This window comes from Paenibacillus rhizovicinus (genome assembly GCF_010365285.1).
GTDB classification, from domain to species: Bacteria; Bacillota; Bacilli; order Paenibacillales; family Paenibacillaceae; genus Paenibacillus_Z; species Paenibacillus_Z rhizovicinus.
In genome coordinates this window covers 1,360,594-1,378,570 of record NZ_CP048286.1, presented here as the reverse complement: position 1 = coordinate 1,378,570, position 17,977 = coordinate 1,360,594, and the positions used below count along the sequence as shown (strand labels likewise).

The 17,977-nt window shown below is 56.7% G+C and carries 16 protein-coding genes; 13 read left to right on the top strand and 3 right to left on the bottom strand.

The annotated features are described in order from the left end of the window. Positions 1-31: 31 nt before the first annotated feature. The 3 genes from GZH47_RS06400 (at position 32) to GZH47_RS06390 (ending at position 2,589) form a co-directional block, all read left to right on the top strand. Positions 32-565 (top strand): P-loop nucleotide/nucleoside kinase family protein, encoded by a 534-nt coding sequence (locus GZH47_RS06400; RefSeq protein ID WP_162639265.1) that lies wholly within the window; start codon positions 32-34, stop codon positions 563-565. Positions 566-597: 32 nt separating this feature from the next. After that, the gene (locus GZH47_RS06395; RefSeq protein ID WP_162639263.1) at positions 598-1,599 is read left to right on the top strand and encodes a phosphotransferase enzyme family protein; all 1,002 of its coding nucleotides are present in this window, start codon (positions 598-600) and stop codon (positions 1,597-1,599) included. Positions 1,600-1,698: 99 nt separating this feature from the next. Next, positions 1,699-2,589 carry a glycoside hydrolase family 43 protein gene (locus tag GZH47_RS06390; RefSeq protein ID WP_225446381.1) on the top strand — a complete coding sequence of 297 codons (891 nt, stop codon included), beginning with the start codon at positions 1,699-1,701 and terminating at the stop codon, positions 2,587-2,589. 1,077 nt (positions 2,590-3,666) lie between these two features. Here the strand turns inward: GZH47_RS06390 and GZH47_RS06385 are convergent. Beyond that, entirely contained in the window at positions 3,667-4,560 is an 894-nt protein-coding gene (locus tag GZH47_RS06385; RefSeq protein ID WP_162639259.1) for a helix-turn-helix transcriptional regulator, read from the bottom strand. A gap of 134 nt (positions 4,561-4,694) precedes the next feature. On the opposite strand from GZH47_RS06385, the gene GZH47_RS06380 reads away from it, so the two are divergent. The 9 genes from GZH47_RS06380 (at position 4,695) to GZH47_RS06340 (ending at position 14,969) form a co-directional block, all read left to right on the top strand. Continuing rightward, a complete protein-coding gene (locus tag GZH47_RS06380) occupies positions 4,695-5,465 on the top strand; it encodes an SDR family NAD(P)-dependent oxidoreductase (protein ID WP_162639258.1) in 771 nt (256 codons plus the stop codon). 101 nt (positions 5,466-5,566) lie between these two features. Continuing rightward, on the top strand, positions 5,567-6,577 hold the full coding sequence (locus GZH47_RS06375) for a sugar phosphate isomerase/epimerase family protein (RefSeq protein ID WP_162639256.1): 1,011 nt from the start codon (positions 5,567-5,569) through the stop codon (positions 6,575-6,577). After that, positions 6,574-7,383: an SDR family NAD(P)-dependent oxidoreductase gene (locus GZH47_RS06370; protein WP_162639254.1), complete on the top strand. Its 810-nt coding sequence runs from the start codon at positions 6,574-6,576 to the stop codon at positions 7,381-7,383. The genes GZH47_RS06375 and GZH47_RS06370 overlap by 4 nt, the downstream gene beginning before the upstream one ends. After that, positions 7,380-8,150, top strand: a complete 771-nt coding sequence (locus tag GZH47_RS06365; RefSeq protein WP_162639252.1) for an SDR family NAD(P)-dependent oxidoreductase — start codon at positions 7,380-7,382, stop codon at positions 8,148-8,150. The genes GZH47_RS06370 and GZH47_RS06365 overlap by 4 nt, the downstream gene beginning before the upstream one ends. An 86-nt stretch (positions 8,151-8,236) precedes the next feature. Then, positions 8,237-8,854, top strand: a complete 618-nt coding sequence (locus GZH47_RS06360; protein WP_162639250.1) for a TetR/AcrR family transcriptional regulator — start codon at positions 8,237-8,239, stop codon at positions 8,852-8,854. Between the two features lie 298 nt (positions 8,855-9,152). Continuing rightward, positions 9,153-11,024 carry an LTA synthase family protein gene (locus GZH47_RS06355; protein ID WP_318653413.1) on the top strand — a complete coding sequence of 624 codons (1,872 nt, stop codon included), beginning with the start codon at positions 9,153-9,155 and terminating at the stop codon, positions 11,022-11,024. Between the two features lie 68 nt (positions 11,025-11,092). Then, on the top strand, positions 11,093-12,076 hold the full coding sequence (locus tag GZH47_RS06350; RefSeq protein WP_162639247.1) for an aldo/keto reductase: 984 nt from the start codon (positions 11,093-11,095) through the stop codon (positions 12,074-12,076). 192 nt (positions 12,077-12,268) lie between these two features. Beyond that, positions 12,269-14,317 (top strand): molybdopterin-containing oxidoreductase family protein, encoded by a 2,049-nt coding sequence (locus tag GZH47_RS06345; RefSeq protein ID WP_162639245.1) that lies wholly within the window; start codon positions 12,269-12,271, stop codon positions 14,315-14,317. Positions 14,318-14,606: 289 nt separating this feature from the next. Beyond that, positions 14,607-14,969, top strand: a complete 363-nt coding sequence (locus tag GZH47_RS06340) for a hypothetical protein (RefSeq protein ID WP_162639243.1) — start codon at positions 14,607-14,609, stop codon at positions 14,967-14,969. 79 nt (positions 14,970-15,048) lie between these two features. Here the strand turns inward: GZH47_RS06340 and GZH47_RS06335 are convergent, their stop codons facing one another. Then, entirely contained in the window at positions 15,049-15,906 is an 858-nt protein-coding gene (locus GZH47_RS06335) for an alpha/beta fold hydrolase (protein WP_162639241.1), read from the bottom strand. 203 nt (positions 15,907-16,109) lie between these two features. On the opposite strand from GZH47_RS06335, the gene GZH47_RS06330 reads away from it, so the two are divergent. Continuing rightward, a complete protein-coding gene (locus tag GZH47_RS06330) occupies positions 16,110-16,988 on the top strand; it encodes a phytanoyl-CoA dioxygenase family protein (RefSeq protein ID WP_162639239.1) in 879 nt (292 codons plus the stop codon). A 110-nt stretch (positions 16,989-17,098) separates the two neighbouring features. Here the strand turns inward: GZH47_RS06330 and GZH47_RS06325 are convergent, their stop codons facing one another. Beyond that, positions 17,099-17,968, bottom strand: a complete 870-nt coding sequence (locus GZH47_RS06325) for an AraC family transcriptional regulator (RefSeq protein WP_162639238.1) — start codon at positions 17,966-17,968, stop codon at positions 17,099-17,101. Positions 17,969-17,977: the final 9 nt, after the last annotated feature.

The window sequence follows — 17,977 nt, the reverse complement described above, 5'->3', positions numbered from 1 at the left end:
AAAGAATGTCAGCCGAAAGGAGAATTGCGCGATGTTGTACATCTTTGGCGGTTTGCCTGGCACCGGTAAGTCTACGTTGTCGGCAGCTTTGGCGCGGGAGCTTCGGGCGACGTACCTTCGGGTTGACGTCGTGGAACAAGCGATGCGGGTTACCGGGAGCAAGCTTGAAGGGCCGGAGGGCTATATCGTCTGTTACGAGCTTGCGAGGCAGAATCTCCGAATAGGCCTAGACGTGATCGCGGATACGGTCAATCCCATTCAGATCACGCGCCAAGATTGGCGCGGCGTGGCGGAATCTCTCGAGGTTCCTTTTGTCGAAATCGAAGTCATCTGCTCCGACGAGCATGAACACAGACATCGCGTCACGACGCGCGTAACGGATATTTCCGGCCTTGCTCTCCCCACATGGGATGACGTTAAGAACAGATATTACGAGGTTTGGGACCGCGATCGCATCGTGATCGACACGGCGCATCAAACGGTGGAGGAGAGCTTGATGACGCTGCGTGCGCAGCTAGGCATGAAGCGTGCAAGCGATACGGGGTCGGCTAGCGGACTTCAATAATAGGCAAGAGTACGATTAATAGGAGATGTGCGATGAACAGCGGATTTCTGATGGATACGGATCGCAACCGGCAATTGACGCTGAAACAAACCAAACAAGCGGCGCTTAACGCTTTGCGGCAATACGAGGTGGATTGGACTGCCATTCACTTCATCCAAGTTTCCGAGCATGTCACCTTCCGCGTCGAAAGCAGCGAGGGCGGCAAGTTTTTGCTCCGCATCCACCCGTCGAACAAAGCAAGCGGCGAAACCTTGTCCGAGTTGGAATGGCTGGCGGCTCTGGGGCGTAAAGGGCTAACCGTGCCTGAAGCCGTACCGAACCGACAAGCCGCGTTCATTACCAAGGCTGCGACTATCGACGGCCAACAATACGAGACGACTTTATTGCGATGGATCGAAGGCGAGCGCATGGGCAAGGGGGAGCTTACGGAAGCGCGAATTCGGACCATGGGCTCCTTGATGGCCAAGCTTCACGAGGCTAGCGCCGATTTCGGTCCCGGCGAAGGCTTTGCGCGTCCTGCTTGGGGGAGCGAAAGCTTTAACCGGGACTGGGAGCATCTGAAGAAGCATCGCGAGTCTTTTATTTCGGATGAAGCGATGGAGCTCTATGCGATGGCTGCTGCTAAAGTTGCGAATCAATTAAGCACGTTCGTGCCGCACAGGCAGCATTACGGGATGATCCATGCAGATTTGCACATTGGCAATATCGTTTTTCATGAAGAAGAACCGTTCGCGATCGATTTCGGCAGATGCGGCTTCGGCTATCATCTATACGACATCGCCCAGTCGATCATGGGGCTGTACCCTCCCCAGAGAGCGCTCTTCATCGAAGGGTACGAGAGCGTCAAACGGATGAATGACAATGCCGTCCCGATGCTGGAATGCTTCTTCATCATGTCGATCATTGAGGCGTACAGCTTCCATGCCGAGAATGAGCTGGAAACGGAAGGCTTAATAGAAGAGCAGCCTTATGCGCAGGCGATATTAAGCGCCTATGTGAACGGGCAGCCGTTCTTGTTTCAGCCGCTTGGGTAATCCAAGCATTCCGGCATTGAAACCGGGATGGACAACGATCGGCAACGTTCGTATAATCACGTTGACACCGATTTCATCTAGATGTGGGAGGAATACAAGTTGAGAGGCATCGTCAATCCGATCGTACCCGGCTACTACGCCGATCCGGAAGCGCGCACGTACGAAGGCCGTTACTGGATCTATGCGACCCGTTCCATTACGGAATATACGCAGCAAATGAATTTGGAAGCGTTCAGTTCTGCCGATCTCGCAACATGGGAGAAGCACGAAGGCATCATCGCGATGGAAGATTTCCCGTGGATTTGGCGCGCCGTGTGGGCGCCGACGATTATCGAGAGCAAAGGCCGGTATTACCTGGTGTTCGCGTCCAACGATATTCAGAATAACGATGAGACCGGCGGCTTGGAAATCGCTGTCGCCGACAAGCCGGAAGGCCCGTTCCGCGGCTACTTGGGCAAACCGCTGATCGATCGCTTCATTCACGGCGCGCAGCCGATCGATGCGCATCTGTTCAAGGATGACGACGGCACGATTTACTTGTATTACGGCGGCTGGAGCCATTGCAACGTCGCGAAGATGAACGAAGACATGACGGGCTTCGTGCCGTTCGAGAACGGAGAAGTTCATATTAGCATTACGCCGGCAGGCTACGTGGAAGGGCCGTGCATGGTCAAGAAGGACGGCTTGTACTATTTCATGTGGTCGAAAGGCGGCTGGACAAACGGTACATACAGCGTCGATTATGGCGTCAGCGACAGTCCGCTCGGTCCGTTCGAGCCGAAAGGCACGGTGCTTCAGCGCCAGGAGCCGATTGCGGAAGGCCCGGGCCATCATGGATACTTGCATCTGCCGGAGAGCGACGAATGGCTGATCGTCTACCATCGCCGGATTATCGGAGATACGGATCCCGGAAGCCGCGTGCTCTGCATCGACCGGATGGAAATCGGCGGCGGCGAGATCAAGCCGGTCACGATGACGGAGCGCTGGTAATCGTGCGAGGCTGCAAACGCGGCTTTGCGTTGTGCAGCATACATCGTCGACGAACAGGCGCCCTTGAAGGGGCGTCTGTTTGTTTGTTTGTTTGTTCTTGCCTCGTGAGCTGACTAGCATAACGAATACAACAGAAACAGCCTCCAAGCTCGTATTCGGCATAGGCAAGCACAATATTATGGCCGTCTGCGCCGCGGATCGGAAATCAGCGGGACTTATCAGGAGTGTTGCACGAACGGTTAGCAGCCTGCAGCAGTTTCCGGCTTGTCCGAACATGCGTTGCCAGCCTAGCAACAGAGTTCACCTAGACGAAGGTGTAACTGGTGTCTAGTCCATGGATAGCAGCGTGCCGAACGTCGCTCTCATAACGCGTCTAGCCCATGCCGAAGGTTTTACCAAAGAGAATCACTGTAACGAACTCAGCAAGCGTTATTCTCGATTTCTAGAGTCCATTCGAATTTTAACGAATCGAGGGAAGCTTAATGAAGTGAAATCGAGCGGTAATCGAGTAAAACGGGGGCCATGGCGTCGAATAGGGTGTGCAGGATTCGTTAGAATCTCAAACAGCCGTAAAAACCAGTAATAGGGTTTCTGGAGTTCATTAGAATAGCCCCGCCAAGCACCAAGCATCATGCGTCAGCACCAAACAGCAAGCATCAATCACCAATAGCCCCGCCAAGCGCCGAGCGCCTCGTCAAGCGCAAGCGCCCCGTCAAGCGCCGAGCGCCCCGTCAAGCGCCGAGCGCCCCGTCAAGCGCAAGCGCCCCGCCAAGCGCCGAGCGCCCCGTCAAGCGCCAAGCGCCCCGCCAAGCGCAAGCGCCCCGCCAAGCGCAAGCGCCCCGTCAAGCGCAAGCGCCCCGCCAAGCGCAAACGCCAGGCTCCTGGTGCTCAGGCAATTACATGCATCCGTGAGAAAGGCGTGCGCATTTTAACGCACGGGCAAGAGCGTCCGACCTCGTATTGACCGCATCATGTGCCATCCACGAAGCTAAACAGCAAGAAACCTGCCTCGTGATCGGGCAGGTACCTTCTTTGCTTCCTTGCTTCATTGTATCGTTCACGGTCCGCCTTCTGTCGTTAAATCATGCGCGAGAGCTTCCGGAATTGCATGGCGCTCATCCCTTCCCACCGTTTGAAGATCCGGCTGAAATAATGAAAATCCTCGTAGCCGACGGCGCCGGAAATCCATTCGACCGTATGATCGGTCTCGCGCAGCAGCCGTTTCGCTTCCTGATGGCGGACGGACTGGACGAATTTATTCGGCCCGACGCCCATGAGCGCCTTGAATTGCCGGCTCATGTAATCCTCGTGGACGAGCACGTATTTCGCCATTTCGGCACAGGTCCAATTGCGGCTGCAATGCGTGCGGATTTCCTCTGCCAGCGAAAGCAGAAGCTGTTCGTATTTCGGATGCGCTTGCTGGGCAGATTCATTCCCTTGGCGGACGAGCAGCGTGACGAGATGGAGCAGCATCGCTTTGCAGGCGGTATCGTAGCCTGAACGGCGCTCGTTCCACTCCTGCGCGATGCCTTCCAGCAAGGAGACGATCCGCCCGGAGACGTTGGGATACAGATAGCCTGGCAGCAGCGGCTTGTCTTGCAGGAAGGGAACCGCGCTGAAAGCGAGCGGATTGATCTGCAGCTCGTCTACGATAATGTTGTGGTTCGCGGCCGCTCCGTCGAAAAAGTCAAAATGGACGCCGAGCAGCTCCGCATGCGGCTCCGATAACACTTCCACGACATGCGGAATCCACGGGGGAAGCAGGAGCAGCGCGCCTGTCCTGGCGATGTGCGGCTCGCCGCCGATGATCGCCCGGATTTCGCCATGCTTGACGAAGAGCAGCTCGAAATCGTAAATGCGGCGATGCCAATGATAGGCGGGCGTCCGGACATGATGCTGGGCCCAATGGATGACAGGCGATAAATCGCGCAAGCTGCAAGGTCGGGGAACGGCATAGAAGGGGGTTGCCATCAACGTCACCACCGTTTCGGATAATTACGGAAAAATCCAAAAACCGATCCTTTTTATGTAAATCCAACGCGGTTAGCAGAATGGTACCATGTAAGCGCATTCTCTTTCAAGTATAAGAAAGGCGGTTGAGGCAGATGAACGCGCAGCAAATGTTTCAATTATCCGGACGAGTTGCCGTGGTGACGGGCGGCGCCGGGGGACTCGGCTACACGATGGCGCAGACGCTGGCGGAAGCCGGGGCCGCGGTCGTGATTACGAGCCGCACGCTGGCGAGGGCGGAGGAAGCCGCTGCCAAGCTGAAGGAAGATACAGGGGCCGACATCGCTGCGCTGGAAGCGGATCTCGCGGGCTTCGGCGGCGCGGAAGCCATGGTACGCCATGTCGTGGAACGATACGGACGCATCGACATTCTCATTAATAATGCCGGTACGAATATTCGCAAGCCGATCGAGGATTACGACGAAGCAAGCTGGGATCATGTGATGGGCGCGAATTTGAAATCGCCCTATCTGTGCGCGCGGGCCGTTACACCGATTATGAAGGCGCAGAAATCCGGCCGCATCATTAATATCGCCTCGATGCTTGGCGCCGTCGCCCTGCCGGAACGATCCGCGTATTGCGCAAGCAAGGGCGGCGTGATTCAGCTGACCAAGGTGCTCGCGCTGGAGCTGGCGCCATTCAATGTCACGGTCAATGCGCTGTGCCCGGGGCCGATCGCCACGGATTTGAATACGGTCGTCATGAACAATCCCGAAGCGAACCGGTTCTTCATCGAGCAGATCGCGCTCGGCCGCTGGGGCAGGCCGGAAGAAATCGCCGGTCCGATTCTGTTCCTGGCTTCCGATGCCTCAAGCTTCATGACAGGCTCGGCGTTAACGGTCGACGGCGGCTGGACGGCGAGATAGACGGCGGATATTCAGATCGTGATACTTGAAACGATACGAAATGATACGAAATGATACGAAACGATACGAAACGATACGAAACATGAAAGGGTGAGCGAACGATGCAAATCGGACTTTCCATGTTCGGCACGACGTATGCGATGGGGCTCCATCCCCGGTCGGGAAGAACGCCTCTGACGGCGGAGGCTGTCATCGCCTGGGCGCTTAACGCGAATCTGCAAGGCGTCGAGCTGCCGGACTCGATTCTCGCGGCGGCCGACGTGCCGGCCATCGCACGCATGACGCAAGAACGCGGGCTCTACGTATCGGTCGCCTGCGGCGGTTACGATCCAGCCAAGCTCGGCGAAGCTTGCCGGCTGGCGGCTGCTTGCGGAGCGCGGATCGTCCGCACCGTCGCGGGCGGCGCGCGCATCGGCGGCGACCGGCGCAATATGGCGGGGCGTTGGGGGACATTCCTGGAAGAGGTGCGCGAAGGGCTGGCTGCGGCGGTCCGCATCGCCGAACGCGAAGGCGTTGCGATCGCGTTGGAGAATCACCAGGATCTCGCTTCGGAGGAGCTCATCTGGCTGTGCGAGTCCATCGGTTCCCCGAATTTCGGTCTTACGCTCGATACGGGCAACCCGCTTGCGACAGCGGAGGAGCCGGTCGATTTTGCCCGGCGGATCGCGCCTTACCTGAAGAATGTCCATCTCAAGGATTATTGGATTTATCCGAGCGAAGAGGGCTATCGGCTCGTCCGCTGTCCGCTTGGACAAGGCGCGGTCGATTTTCCGGCGCTGCTGGAGGTGTTTCGGCAGTTTGGTCCGCAGGAACTCCCGATGTCCATTGAAATCGGGGCATTGGAGGCGCGGCATATTCGAGTGCTGGCGGACGATTATTGGCCGGATTATCCGGATCGTTCCGCGAAGCAACTGGCGTCCTTGCTGCGATTCGTGGCAGCGAACAGCAAGCCTGCGGCGGATTGGCGCACGCCGCACGAGCGCGAGGCTTCGCCGGAAGAGGTCGTCGCATATGAGCGGGCACAGCTTCGGTCGAGCATTGCCTATATGCAGTCGCTGATCGCGGAAGTCGAATCAGGTGAATCGGGCGAATCCGAGGAGGCGGTCTCATGATCATTGACTTGAACGGGAAAGTAGCGGTCGTTACAGGTGCGGGAAGAGGAATCGGGCGGCAGATCGCGCTGACGCTGGCCCGGGAAGGGGTCAGAACGATCGCGCTGGATGTCCGGCAGGACCTGCTGGACGAACTGGGCAGCCAGTTTGCGGAGCTCGGCTACGAAGGCGCGCAATATATTTGCGACGTGCGGGATGCCCTCCGCGTAACTGAAGTAGTAAGGGAGGCAAGCGAGCTGTTTGGCCGCATCGACATTCTGGTTAATAATGCCGGCGTTGCCAGTGGCGGGGTCGTGGAATCGCTAAGCGAAGACGTCTGGGACGCCAACATGGACATTAATTTGAAAGGCACGTTCCTGATGTGCAAAGCCGTCGCGCCGATCATGAAGGCGCAGGGGGCGGGCAGAATACTGAACGCCGCTTCCTTCGCGGCGATCGTTCCTGCTTTCGGCAGCGCCGCATATGCCTCCTCCAAGGCGGCGGTCAAGCAGTTCACCCGCGTGCTGGCCGGCGAGCTCGGGCCTTGGAACATTACCGTCAACTGCTATTCGCCCGGCATGATTCCGACGGAAATGAACCATTTTGCGGAGCTCAGCGAGGAGCGGCAGAACAGGCTGCTCGATACGTTGACGCTCCGCCGCTGGGGCAGCAAAGACGATGTCTGCAGCTTGATTTGCTTCTTGGCCTCGGATCACGCTTCTTATATTACCGGCACGATGATCGACGTCAGCGGCGGCAAGCTGGCAACGCAAATCCCGAAGGCCGCCTATGATGTCGCCGCGCAGAGGGATGTGAAGGCGCAATGACCGGAATCGAGGTTACAGGCAAGACGATGCTCGTTACCGGCGGCTCGCAAGGAATCGGCGGCGCCATAGCGGACCGGTTCGCGCAGCTTGGCGCCCGGGTTGTCATTGCGGACGTGAACGAAGCGGGCGCCGAGAAGGCGGCTCAGCTTAACGAAGCGGGACATGAAGCGTATTTTATTCGCTGCGACGTCTCCAGCTCCGAGGATATCCGGGCGCTGGCAGCGGAGGTCGGGGAGAAGCTCGGCGCCGTATCGGTGCTTGTCAATAATGCGGGCATTTTCCCGAGGGCCGACCTGCTGCAGACGGAGGAGGCATTCTGGGAGCGCATTATGGATATCAACTTGAAGGGAACGTATCTGATGTGCCAAGCGTTCGTGCCTGGCATGATCGAGCAGGGAGGCGGCAGTATCGTGAACATCGGCTCCACGCACGCCAGAATGGGGAGCGAAGACGCGATGGCGTACGCGGTATCGAAAGGCGGCATCGTGACGTTGACCAGGAATTTGGCCAAAGCGCTGGGGAAGCATGGCATCCGCGTCAACGTCGTGCAGCCCGGCTGGGTAGCTTCGGAAGGCGAGACGGCGAGGATTATCGCGAGCGGCGTCAACCCTGATAAGCTGTTCGCCGACGCGGGCTCGCGGCTGCTGCTCGGCCGGATGCAGACGGGACAGGATGTGGCGGACAGCGTGCTGTTTCTCGCTTCTTCATTAAGCCAACAGGTGACCGGCCAGGTGCTGACGGTAGACGGAGGATTAAGCCTTCGCTGACAGTCATATAGTGATTGACAGAACAAGCGGGCCGGGACTATACTTCTCACTGTACGATCGTTCAACGAAATCTGGAGGTAACGGAAATGGCGCAGCTCAGTCGAAAAGAACAAGCATCGGCAACGAGAGAGAAACTACTAATAACGGCTAAAAATCTTTTCGCTGAGATGGGTTATCACGGTACTCCGGTTCGTGCGATCACGAGACAGATTCAGAAGGGCGATGGCATTCTCTATCATTATTTTCCCGGCGGCAAGCAGGAAATCATGTCTGTTCTGCTAAGGGAAAGTTTTGAGCATCGCGTCCAGGAAATCAAACAGCTGACGAACGAGACGATCGAGCATCTCCCGCTTCGGGACGCCCTGCTCGTCATATTGGGCAAGATCAACGAGCTGTTCCTCGACGATCTCGACCTGATGCGGATATTGTTCCGCGAGAACGAGCTGTTTGATCTGGAAGAAGCGAAGCAGTTGTCCGTCTTAATGTCCGAGCAGGTGGAGTCGATTGCAGAATTCCTGCGGCGCAGGCACGCAAGAGGCGAGATTCGGTTCATGAATTTCACGTTTGCCGCCCGCCAGCTGCTGTCGATATGGATGCAGCATTCGTTTAGCTGCATTGTCGGCATCAAAGTGGTCACGGCACCCGACGTGTCCGCTTATTTGGAAGAAATGGTCGATTTCACGGTAAGTCTCTGGCAGGCGTGACGGAGTGAACTCAGGTACTCGGCACCGATAATCCTTGATTCGGGCAAGCGGCCCGGCAAGGATTCATTGAAATTCAAGAGCGCACTCGCGCGCAATTGTATCGATTGGGGAAGAAACTTGCTTCGACGTCCGTATCGGGCGGCGGCGGCCGTTTCTTCTTGTTCGTTGGAGCTGAACCATCGTCCGTCTTTCGCAGGCACGCAAACGAAACTCCGGCAAGCTGCCGCCTGTGCCGCAAGCATCTTGCGGAACTTGTTCGGAGTTTCATCATTTCTCAAGCATGAAGGTGATGAAAGGGATGTTTTGGTCAAAATTATTAAGCCGGCGTTTTCTGTTGTTTACGCTGCTGCTGCTCATCAAAGGCAGTCTTGTCATGTTCGTCGTATTCGATATCGGATTCTCGTGGGAAACCATCATAACGGAATTGCCGTTCATATGGATCGTGTTCTGCTGCATCGAGCTGTTCGCGAGCAAACGAAAAATGCTTTATTACTTAATCTCTGACTTATTGATTACGCTGCTCTATTTTACAGTCGTCATGTATTACAAATACTATGGCGTTATCGTTACGTACCATGCGCTTCATCAAGCCGACAAAGTCACGAAGGTCGGAGAGAGCACTTATTCACTCTTAGATCCTTATTATCTGCTGTTCTTCATCGATATCATTATTATTGCCGTTATCGCATTCTGGCCGAAGAAGAAGTCTTATTATCCGCACGCTACGAACAGATTGCCGCGCCCTGTGCGCAAAGCGACGCTGTATACCGTCATTATCGCATCGCTGGCGCTCTGCGTGTTCAACATCTGGCCGAACCGGGCAAGCATGAACGAGAACAAGCAAGCGGAAGACATGGGTATTCTCAACTACGAGGTATTCACGCTGCTTAACGATTCCACGGAGAAAGACGAGATCGTTCCGATGGATCAAATTACGCAGGCGAAGATCGATGAGCTGAAAGGGATTCAAACATCGGGCACGCCGAGTAATTTCGGAGCCGCCAAAGGCAAAAACCTTATTATCCTGCAAATGGAATCGTACCAGGATTTTCTAATCGGATTGAAAATCGACGGCCAGGAAGTTACGCCGAATATGAATAAATTAGTGCAAGAAACGTTCCACTACGACCGTTTCTATACGAGCGCGGGCCAAGGCACCACATCCGACGCCGAATACGTCGTCAATACATCGCTCTACGTGCCGCATCATGAAGCGGCTACGGACAGCTATGTCGATAAAGCTTTGCCGAGCTTGCCGAAATTGATGCACGCGAACGGTTACGATACGGCGACGTTCCATACGAACGAAGTGCATTTCTGGAACCGGAACAACCTGTATTCCGCGATCGGCTGGGATAAGTATTACGATCAGAAGTTCTACGGCGACGAGGACCATATCGCGTTCGGCGCTTCCGACGAAGTGCTCTACTCGAAGACCCTGCCGGAGCTGCAGCGTATGGACCAGGCCGACAAGCCGTTCTATGCGCAAGTCATTTCGATGAGCGCGCATCATCCGTACAACATTCCGACGTCCAAGTATAAAATGACGCTGCCGGACAAAATGGAAGGCACGCTGCTCGGCAACTACATCCATGCGCAGAATTACGCGGATTACGCGCTGGGTCAATTCATTCAAGGTTTGAAAGATACGGGCCTGTGGGACGACAGCGTCATTGTTATGTATGGTGACCATCAAGGGCTTCCGATATACTCGCTGAGCGGCGACGAGAAAGATATGTTGAAAGACATGCTCGGTCATGAGTACGGCTATCCGGACATGTTCCGCATTCCGCTTATTCTGAGCGTGCCTGGCGTGACGTATCCAGCCACGCAGCACGACGTCGGCGGTCAAATCGATATTTTGCCGACGGTGGCGAATGTACTCGGCGTTTCGACGGCGAACCAAATTCACTTCGGCGAAGATTTGCTCAATACAACGTCCAATATCCTGCCGATGCGGCACTTCCTGCCAACCGGCTCGTTCATCAATGACGAGAACGTGTTCCTGCCGGGCAAAGGCTACTCCGACGGTACGAACTTCCCGCTCCCTGGCGAGACGAACCCGGCGAAGGCCACGGAAGACCAGTACAATCGCGCATTGGAATTGCTGAATCTGTCGGACAGCTTCGTGTCGCATCTTCCGCTTAAAGAAGGCGGCGACGTAGAATAACGGCTGAGACGGTAAGCATGGACGGATCATGAATCGCAGCCATACTCGAATCGCGGAGGGATCGCCCAATGAGATATCGAACTATACCGGGAACCGATTTGAACGCGGCCGTCATCGTTATGGGGACGGCCGGGTTCGGCGGCAGCATGACGGAAGAGGCCGCTTATCGACTGTTTGACATGTATGTGGAACGGGGAGGCAATTTCATCGATACGGCGCTCGTCTACGACGACTGGCTGAACCAAGGCCGCAGCCTGACGGAAATCAGGCTCGGCAAATGGCTGAAGGCGCGCGGCAATCGCTCGAAGCTCCTCATCGCGACCAAAGGCGCGCATCCCGAGCTGTCGACGATGCAGATCAGCAGAATCGGCCGGGAAGATATAATCGCGGACGTCGAGCGGAGCCTGCTTCAGCTTCAGACCGATTACATTGATTTGTACTGGCTGCATCGGGACGATCCATCAAAGCCCGTATCGGGCATTATGGATACGCTGGGCGAGCTGGTCAAGGCCGGTAAAATCCGCAGCATCGGCTGCTCCAACTGGACGGTCGAGCGGATTCGGGAAGCGAACGCGTACGCGAGCGCGCATGGACGCACGCCGTTCGTTGCCAGCCAGCCGCTCTGGAACTTTGCCGTCCTTAATCCCGGCTCCATCGGGGATCCGACGCTCGTCGTAATGTCGGAGGCGGACAAGCGTTATTACGAAGAGACGGGAATGGCCGTCATTCCGTTCTCATCGCAGGCAAACGGCTTCTTCAGCGGCCGGTACGCGCGCGGACGCGAAGCAGGTATTCAGGGCAGCGCCGCGGCAGTCTCGCGGCAGTATTTCAACGAAGCCAGTTTTGACCGGCTGGACCGCGTGCAGGCGCTTGCCGCCGAACTTGGCGCAGCGAGCTCCGCGGTCGCGCTGGCGTATCTAACGTCGCACCCGTTCCCGGTCTATCCGATCATCGGGGCGACGAAGCCGGAATACATGCGCGAAAGCTGCGCGGCGGGCGATTTAACGCTCACGCCGGAGCAAATGCGATTCCTGGAAACAGGCGAGCGGTAATGCCGAGAGATCAAGAGGCATAACGCGCAAAGTCTGTCGGTCATCATGGCCGGCAGGCTTTTTTGCATGCTGCGAGGACGGCATGCGCTATTGTGTTGGCGCGACGCTTCCGCCAAGCTGTTGGTTTGTCGTAGAGCGCGGCGGCTAGTATACTTAACCTACTGGAATCAATGTATTGGGAGGAGAGACGGCATGAGCAGCTATATCGAACAGGCGGACGGCGTTTTTCCATCCGTTTGCTCTTTGGATTGTCCCGATCAGTGCGGACTTCTCGTTCATAAGCAAGACGGCGTTATCGTCAAAATCGAAGGCGATCCTTCGCACCCCGTCACGCAAGGGGCGATTTGCAATAAAGTACGGAACATGACGGCCCGAATCTACGACGAGAAGCGGCTGCAATATCCGCTTAAGCGGGTCGGGCCGAAGGGGAGCGGCCAATTCCAACGAATCAGCTGGGAAGAAGCCGTTCAAACGATCGCTTCCCGCTGGAAGACGCTGATCGCAGCGGAAGGACCGGAGGCGATTCTTCCGTACAGCTTCTACGGTAACATGGGCCGCATTAATACGGAGGGCATGGGACGGCGGTTCTTCAACCGGATGAATGCCAGCAAGTTAATCTATTCGATCTGCGAGGCGGCAGGTTCTGTCGGTTACGGCTACACGATGGGCGGCAGCTTCGGAGTCGATCCCGAAGACACGGTTCATGCGAAGCTCATCATCATGTGGGGCGTGAACGCGGTCAGCACGAACATGCATCAGGTCACGCTTGCGGAGAAAGCGCGCAAGAACGGCGCGAAGGTCGTCGTCATCGACGTGCACCGCAATCGGACGGCCAAATGGGCGGATTGGTTCGTTCCGGTCAACCCGGGCACGGACGCAGCGCTCGCGCTTGGTCTCATGCATGTTCTGTTCGCCGAGAACATGGTAGACGAGGCGTTCATGGAACAATACACGATCGGTCATACGGAGCTGCGTGAGCATGTCAAAGCCTACACGCCGGAGGCCGTGGCCTCGATTACGGGCGTACCCGCCGAAGATATCGTCACGCTTGCCCGCATGTACGGGGAGTGTGATGGAGCCGCGTTCATCCGGATCGGCAACGGACCGCAGCATCACGATAACGGCGGGATGACGACGAGGACGATTGCCTGCCTGCCGGGACTCACGGGCCAGTGGTTGAAGAAAGGCGGCGGCGCGATCAAAGGGAACGGCGGACATTTGGCAATGAACCGGATCGCCTTGGAGCAGCCGAGTCTGAAGCCGAAGGAATGGAATCGCCCGCGCGACATCAATATGAATCTGATCGGCAGCGCGCTGCTTGAATTGGAGCAGCCGATCTATTCGCTCTATGTCTATAATGCGAACCCTGCCGTCGTCGCGCCGCATGCGGGCAAAGTGAGAGAGGGGCTGGCCCGCGAGGATTTGTTCACCGTGGTGCATGAGCTCTTCATGACGGAGACGGCCAAGTATGCGGATATCGTGCTCCCGGCTACGTCCGCCTTCGAGAACACGGACGTCTACTCGTCGTACTGGCATCATTTTATTCAAATCCAAGAACCGGTTGTCGCGCCGTATGGCGAAAGCAAATCGAACACCGAGGTGTTCCGGCTGCTGGCCCAGGCGATGGGGTACGAGGATGAAGCGCTGCGGGACAGCGATCTCGCCATGATCGATCAGGCGTTGAACAATCCGAACAACCCCAATCTGGCGGGCATTACCGGCGCGCTGCTGCAGGAGAAGCAGTTCGTCAAAGCGAACGTCAAGCCGATCCTGCCGGGCAAGCTTCGCACGCCGAGCGGACGTATCGAGCTGTATTCCGCCGCCATGGAACGGCAAGGCTTCCCGCCGCTGCCGACCTACATTCCGCTGCCGGACGACGGACCGTATCCGTTCCTGTTCATACCGACGGTGAATCACAATTTCCTTAATTCCACCTTCGCCCACAACGAGAAACACGCCGCGATGGAGAAAATGCCGAAGCTGTACATGAACGCCGCCGACGCAGCCGGGCTTGGCATCCAGCAAGGCGATGCGGTGAAAGTGTGGAACGATCGCGGAGAGTGCGAATTAACGGCCGTCGTCGGCGAAGACGTGCTGCCTGGCGTCGTCGTCAGCCAAGGCTTATGGGCCGACGGCGCGGACAGCAAGGCCGTCGTTAACGCGCTTACCCCCGATCGCGTAGCGGACATGGGGCAGGGGGCAACGTTCTTCTCGGGCCGCGTTGACGTGGCGCGGGTTTAGGTTGAACAGGGCGCGGCAGAGCAGCGAAGAGCCCTGCAAGGCGGGGCACAGCACGGCACAGCACATCGCGAAGATTGAGGCGAAGCTGCTGCCCATAATTTCACTTAATTTAAGTTAGTTGCTTGACATTTTTAACTGTAACTCATATAATTACAGTAACGAAGAAACAGCAGGACGGCTAATCGGGCAGCAGCTCAAGCAGCGTCCTCTTTTCTCGCCCATACTGTAACATAAGTGATTACAGTTATGGGGGGTGACATACAAATACGAATGACGGGTGGTGCTGACGATGAGCTTTGCGATCAGTGATTGGGTACAAGGCAGGACGAAAGACGGAGAACTTATTCAAGGCTTTATTACATCGCTGAACGAGAAGCAGAATATTGCGAGCGTGTATGTCGTTCAATCGGATCATGATGCGGCGGTCGGCACTACGGTTGCCGTATTAAGCAGCTGGCTGAAAGAACAACCGACGCTGCAGGTGTTGGATTACGAGGAGCCAATCCTCGATTTCATAGAACTGGCTCTCTCGACGAGGGATACGGAATGGTTCGCGGAGCTGACGGGACGGCTGCACGAGATCGCGCAGCGGCAAGATAGCGGCGGGCCGGTTCTGCATAACCGCAATCGGCTCGGCCGGATCCTCGGATGACGGAGAACGATATGGACAGCAGTTTGCGATGAAGATCGCTTCTCGCGTGGATGTTCTGCACGATATCGTTTCGTTCCGCTCAATCGGACTCATGGAAGAAACGACGCAGTTGGGCGGCGACCATTGCCGGTTTTCCGCCATCATCGGGGCCGGAATGATCCAGGCTGGGGAAATCGATCGACCGGGCGCGGGGCAGGACTTCGGCCAGCTTGCGGAGCACGCTGATTAAGAAGGCCGGACTCTTGCCTCCGCCCATCAATAATATTTTGGTCCGAACATTCGCATACGACGCTAGCGTCCCTTCCGTTTCTTGTACCAGCACATTGTCATAATGAAACGTTGGAACGAGCGCCTTCAGCGGCACGTCGTCCTGCTTGCCCTTGCCGTCGCGAAGCATGGAGAGGTTAAACAGCGGCTGCAGCAGGAAGCGGGGTATCGCGTTCAACAGGGGAGACAGGCTAAGACCTTTAAGGACCGTAATGAGAGCCGAAGCGATTTTGCCATCGGCTATTTCGCGTTCATAGCGCTGAATAAACGTATTTAAGACCGGGCCTGCCTCGAAGGGAGGCTCGTAGAGCGCCGCTTTCCGGATCGCCGGCAGGTGGAGCGTCCCGTACAGGGCGATGACCGCTCCAGAGCTCAGTCCGAATACATAACACGCCCCGGTCTTGACGAGCAGCGCTTCAAGATCTTCGCATTCCTTCTGCAGGCCGTAGTTCTCGCCGCACGGACCGCTTAAACCGCGTCCGCGCCGGTCGGGGATATAGAGCGTGAATTCGTTCGCAAGCTCCGCTGCGAGTCCCGTAAAGTTCTGAGCGGCTTGCATGCCGCCATGCAAGATGACAAGGCCCGGACCGCGTCCTTGCCGTCGGTAGCCGATCTTTGTCCCGTCTTTCGATGTGACGTAATCGGTCGTATACGTTTGTTGGTTATCCATGCACGACACCTTCCTGTTCATTCGGATCAGTCTTAACGCTATCCGTTTATCAAGTAGGATATGCCGGCATTATGAACGGGACATGAACGGCAGTTGAACGGCAGCTGAAGCTCCTTGGAAATTGCTTCTTCAAGTTGCGGCAAGCCGCTGTTATGATAGAGGATGAATCGGCAAGACCAAACGTATGCCATGGAGGTAAGCGGATGCGATTAACGACGGAACAAATCATTTCGTATCAAACGGAAGGGTACCTGATCGTGCCGGACGTGCTGAGCGCCAATGATTTGCAGCCGGTCATCGACGAACTGGAACGGGAGATCGACGATCGGGCTCGCAGGCTTTACGCAGAAGGCAAGTTGAAAGCGCTTTACGAGGAGGAGCCGTTCGAGAAACGGTATGCGAGCTTGTATCGGGATTGCCGGGAAATCGGCAAACGGCTCGATATTCAAGATTATTTGGGCGAAGCGATGTTCCGCCATCTGGGCAGCGAGAAGCTGCTCGACGTGGTGGAATGCCTGCTGGGCAGCGAGCTGAGCTGCAATCCGATCCAGCATTTGCGCGCGAAGATGCCGTCCAAGTACACGGGCGACGAGCCGGACTATTTTCAAAACGTGCCTTGGCATCAGGACTGCGCCGTAACGACGCCGGATTCCGGGGCATCCGAAATCATTACGTTCTGGATGCCGCTTGTCGATGCGACGGCGGAAACCGGCTGCATGGAAGTGATGCCGCGCGTGTTCAAGCAAGGCTACTTGAACCACCGGGCGGAAGGCGGGACGATGATCGATCCCGATAAGCTTCCGGAAGTGAATCCCGTGCTTGCGTCATGCACGAAAGGCAGCCTGGTCATCATGAACAAATATACGCCGCATCGCGGCATCGGCAACCGATCGGACATCGTGCGCTGGTCCATCGACTTGCGCTATCACAAGACGGGCGCGAATTCCGGCCGTTCGTTCCAGCCGTCCTTTCCCGTTCGCAGCGTCTCGGATCCGGCCAGCGTGCTGACCGATCCCGAAGAATGGCGGCATCTGTGGCGGTCGGTCAAGGAAGAGAAGGGGCGGAAGCTGCACCGCGTGTAAGAATATCGTGTAATCGAGGCGGAATTTGCTCCGGCTCTATTGGAATCTTATTCGATCTCTATTCGATCTCTATTCGAACCCTACTCACAACAAAAGACCTGTCTGAACGCTCAGACAGGTCTTTTCGCTTTGCGATAGGCCAGGGGCGCCATGCCCTTGCGTTCCCGGAAGATTTTGGCGAACGTTTTGTAAGAGCCGAACCCGACCTCGAGCGCGACTTCCACGACGCTGAAGTCCGTGGAGATCAGAAGCGAGCTGGCATGCCGCAGCCGAAGATCCTGCAGGAAATGGACGAACGTCTGCCCGGTCTTTTCTTTGATCACTTCGCTGATCCGCGACGCGCTCATGCCGAATCGATCCGACAGCTGCGTAAGCGTGACGTCTTCCTGATAATTGCGATGGATATGGTGGATGATCGGCCAGACGGAAGCGTGCGGCTTTGCTGCGTGCGCCGGGGCCGCTTCTGCGGGCAGATGCTTCCTGCGTTCGCGGTCAAAGCAAACCAGCAGTTCCTTCAATCGGGCTTGCAGCAGGGTCAGCCGCCAGGGCTCGCTGCCCTCGTACTCCCGCATCATATCGTCGATGAGGAAGCGGGTCCGTTCCGCCATGCCGCCGGTAAACGTCGTGTAGGGCGGGAGCGAGCTCGGTTCGATCAGCTCCGCCAATCCGTCGCCATGGCCGCCGGCGTCCATGAGCAGATCCATGCTGAACATGCAGTTGTACAGCAGCAGGGTGCTGCCCGGTTCCGTGAACAACTCGTGGACCTGATAGGGCTGCACGAACGTGAACGTGCCCGGCACCATTTCGTGCCTGACATTGTTGACGACCTCGGAGCCGCGGCCTTCGATCACGTAGGACAGCTCCAGAAAGTCATGCCGATGCGCCCGGAAGCCGCGGCCCAGCGAATGAATGCCGATATGAAAGGGGAACGTCGTATCGACGTTCGGATACGTCTTCAAATAGTCGGGAAAATGGGTCATGGCAAATAC

Coding starts and splice junctions, on each gene's coding strand:
- GZH47_RS06400 (WP_162639265.1), top strand. CDS start 32: ATGTTGTACATCTTTGGCGGTTTGCCTGGCACCGGTAAGTCTACGTTG.
- GZH47_RS06395 (WP_162639263.1), top strand. CDS start 598: ATGAACAGCGGATTTCTGATGGATACGGATCGCAACCGGCAATTGACG.
- GZH47_RS06385 (WP_162639259.1), bottom strand. CDS start 4,560: ATGGCAACCCCCTTCTATGCCGTTCCCCGACCTTGCAGCTTGCGCGAT.
- GZH47_RS06380 (WP_162639258.1), top strand. CDS start 4,695: ATGAACGCGCAGCAAATGTTTCAATTATCCGGACGAGTTGCCGTGGTG.
- GZH47_RS06375 (WP_162639256.1), top strand. CDS start 5,567: ATGCAAATCGGACTTTCCATGTTCGGCACGACGTATGCGATGGGGCTC.
- GZH47_RS06370 (WP_162639254.1), top strand. CDS start 6,574: ATGATCATTGACTTGAACGGGAAAGTAGCGGTCGTTACAGGTGCGGGA.
- GZH47_RS06365 (WP_162639252.1), top strand. CDS start 7,380: ATGACCGGAATCGAGGTTACAGGCAAGACGATGCTCGTTACCGGCGGC.
- GZH47_RS06360 (WP_162639250.1), top strand. CDS start 8,237: ATGGCGCAGCTCAGTCGAAAAGAACAAGCATCGGCAACGAGAGAGAAA.
- GZH47_RS06355 (WP_318653413.1), top strand. CDS start 9,153: ATGTTTTGGTCAAAATTATTAAGCCGGCGTTTTCTGTTGTTTACGCTG.
- GZH47_RS06350 (WP_162639247.1), top strand. CDS start 11,093: ATGAGATATCGAACTATACCGGGAACCGATTTGAACGCGGCCGTCATC.
- GZH47_RS06345 (WP_162639245.1), top strand. CDS start 12,269: ATGAGCAGCTATATCGAACAGGCGGACGGCGTTTTTCCATCCGTTTGC.
- GZH47_RS06340 (WP_162639243.1), top strand. CDS start 14,607: ATGAGCTTTGCGATCAGTGATTGGGTACAAGGCAGGACGAAAGACGGA.
- GZH47_RS06335 (WP_162639241.1), bottom strand. CDS start 15,906: ATGGATAACCAACAAACGTATACGACCGATTACGTCACATCGAAAGAC.
- GZH47_RS06330 (WP_162639239.1), top strand. CDS start 16,110: ATGCGATTAACGACGGAACAAATCATTTCGTATCAAACGGAAGGGTAC.
- GZH47_RS06325 (WP_162639238.1), bottom strand. CDS start 17,968: ATGACCCATTTTCCCGACTATTTGAAGACGTATCCGAACGTCGATACG.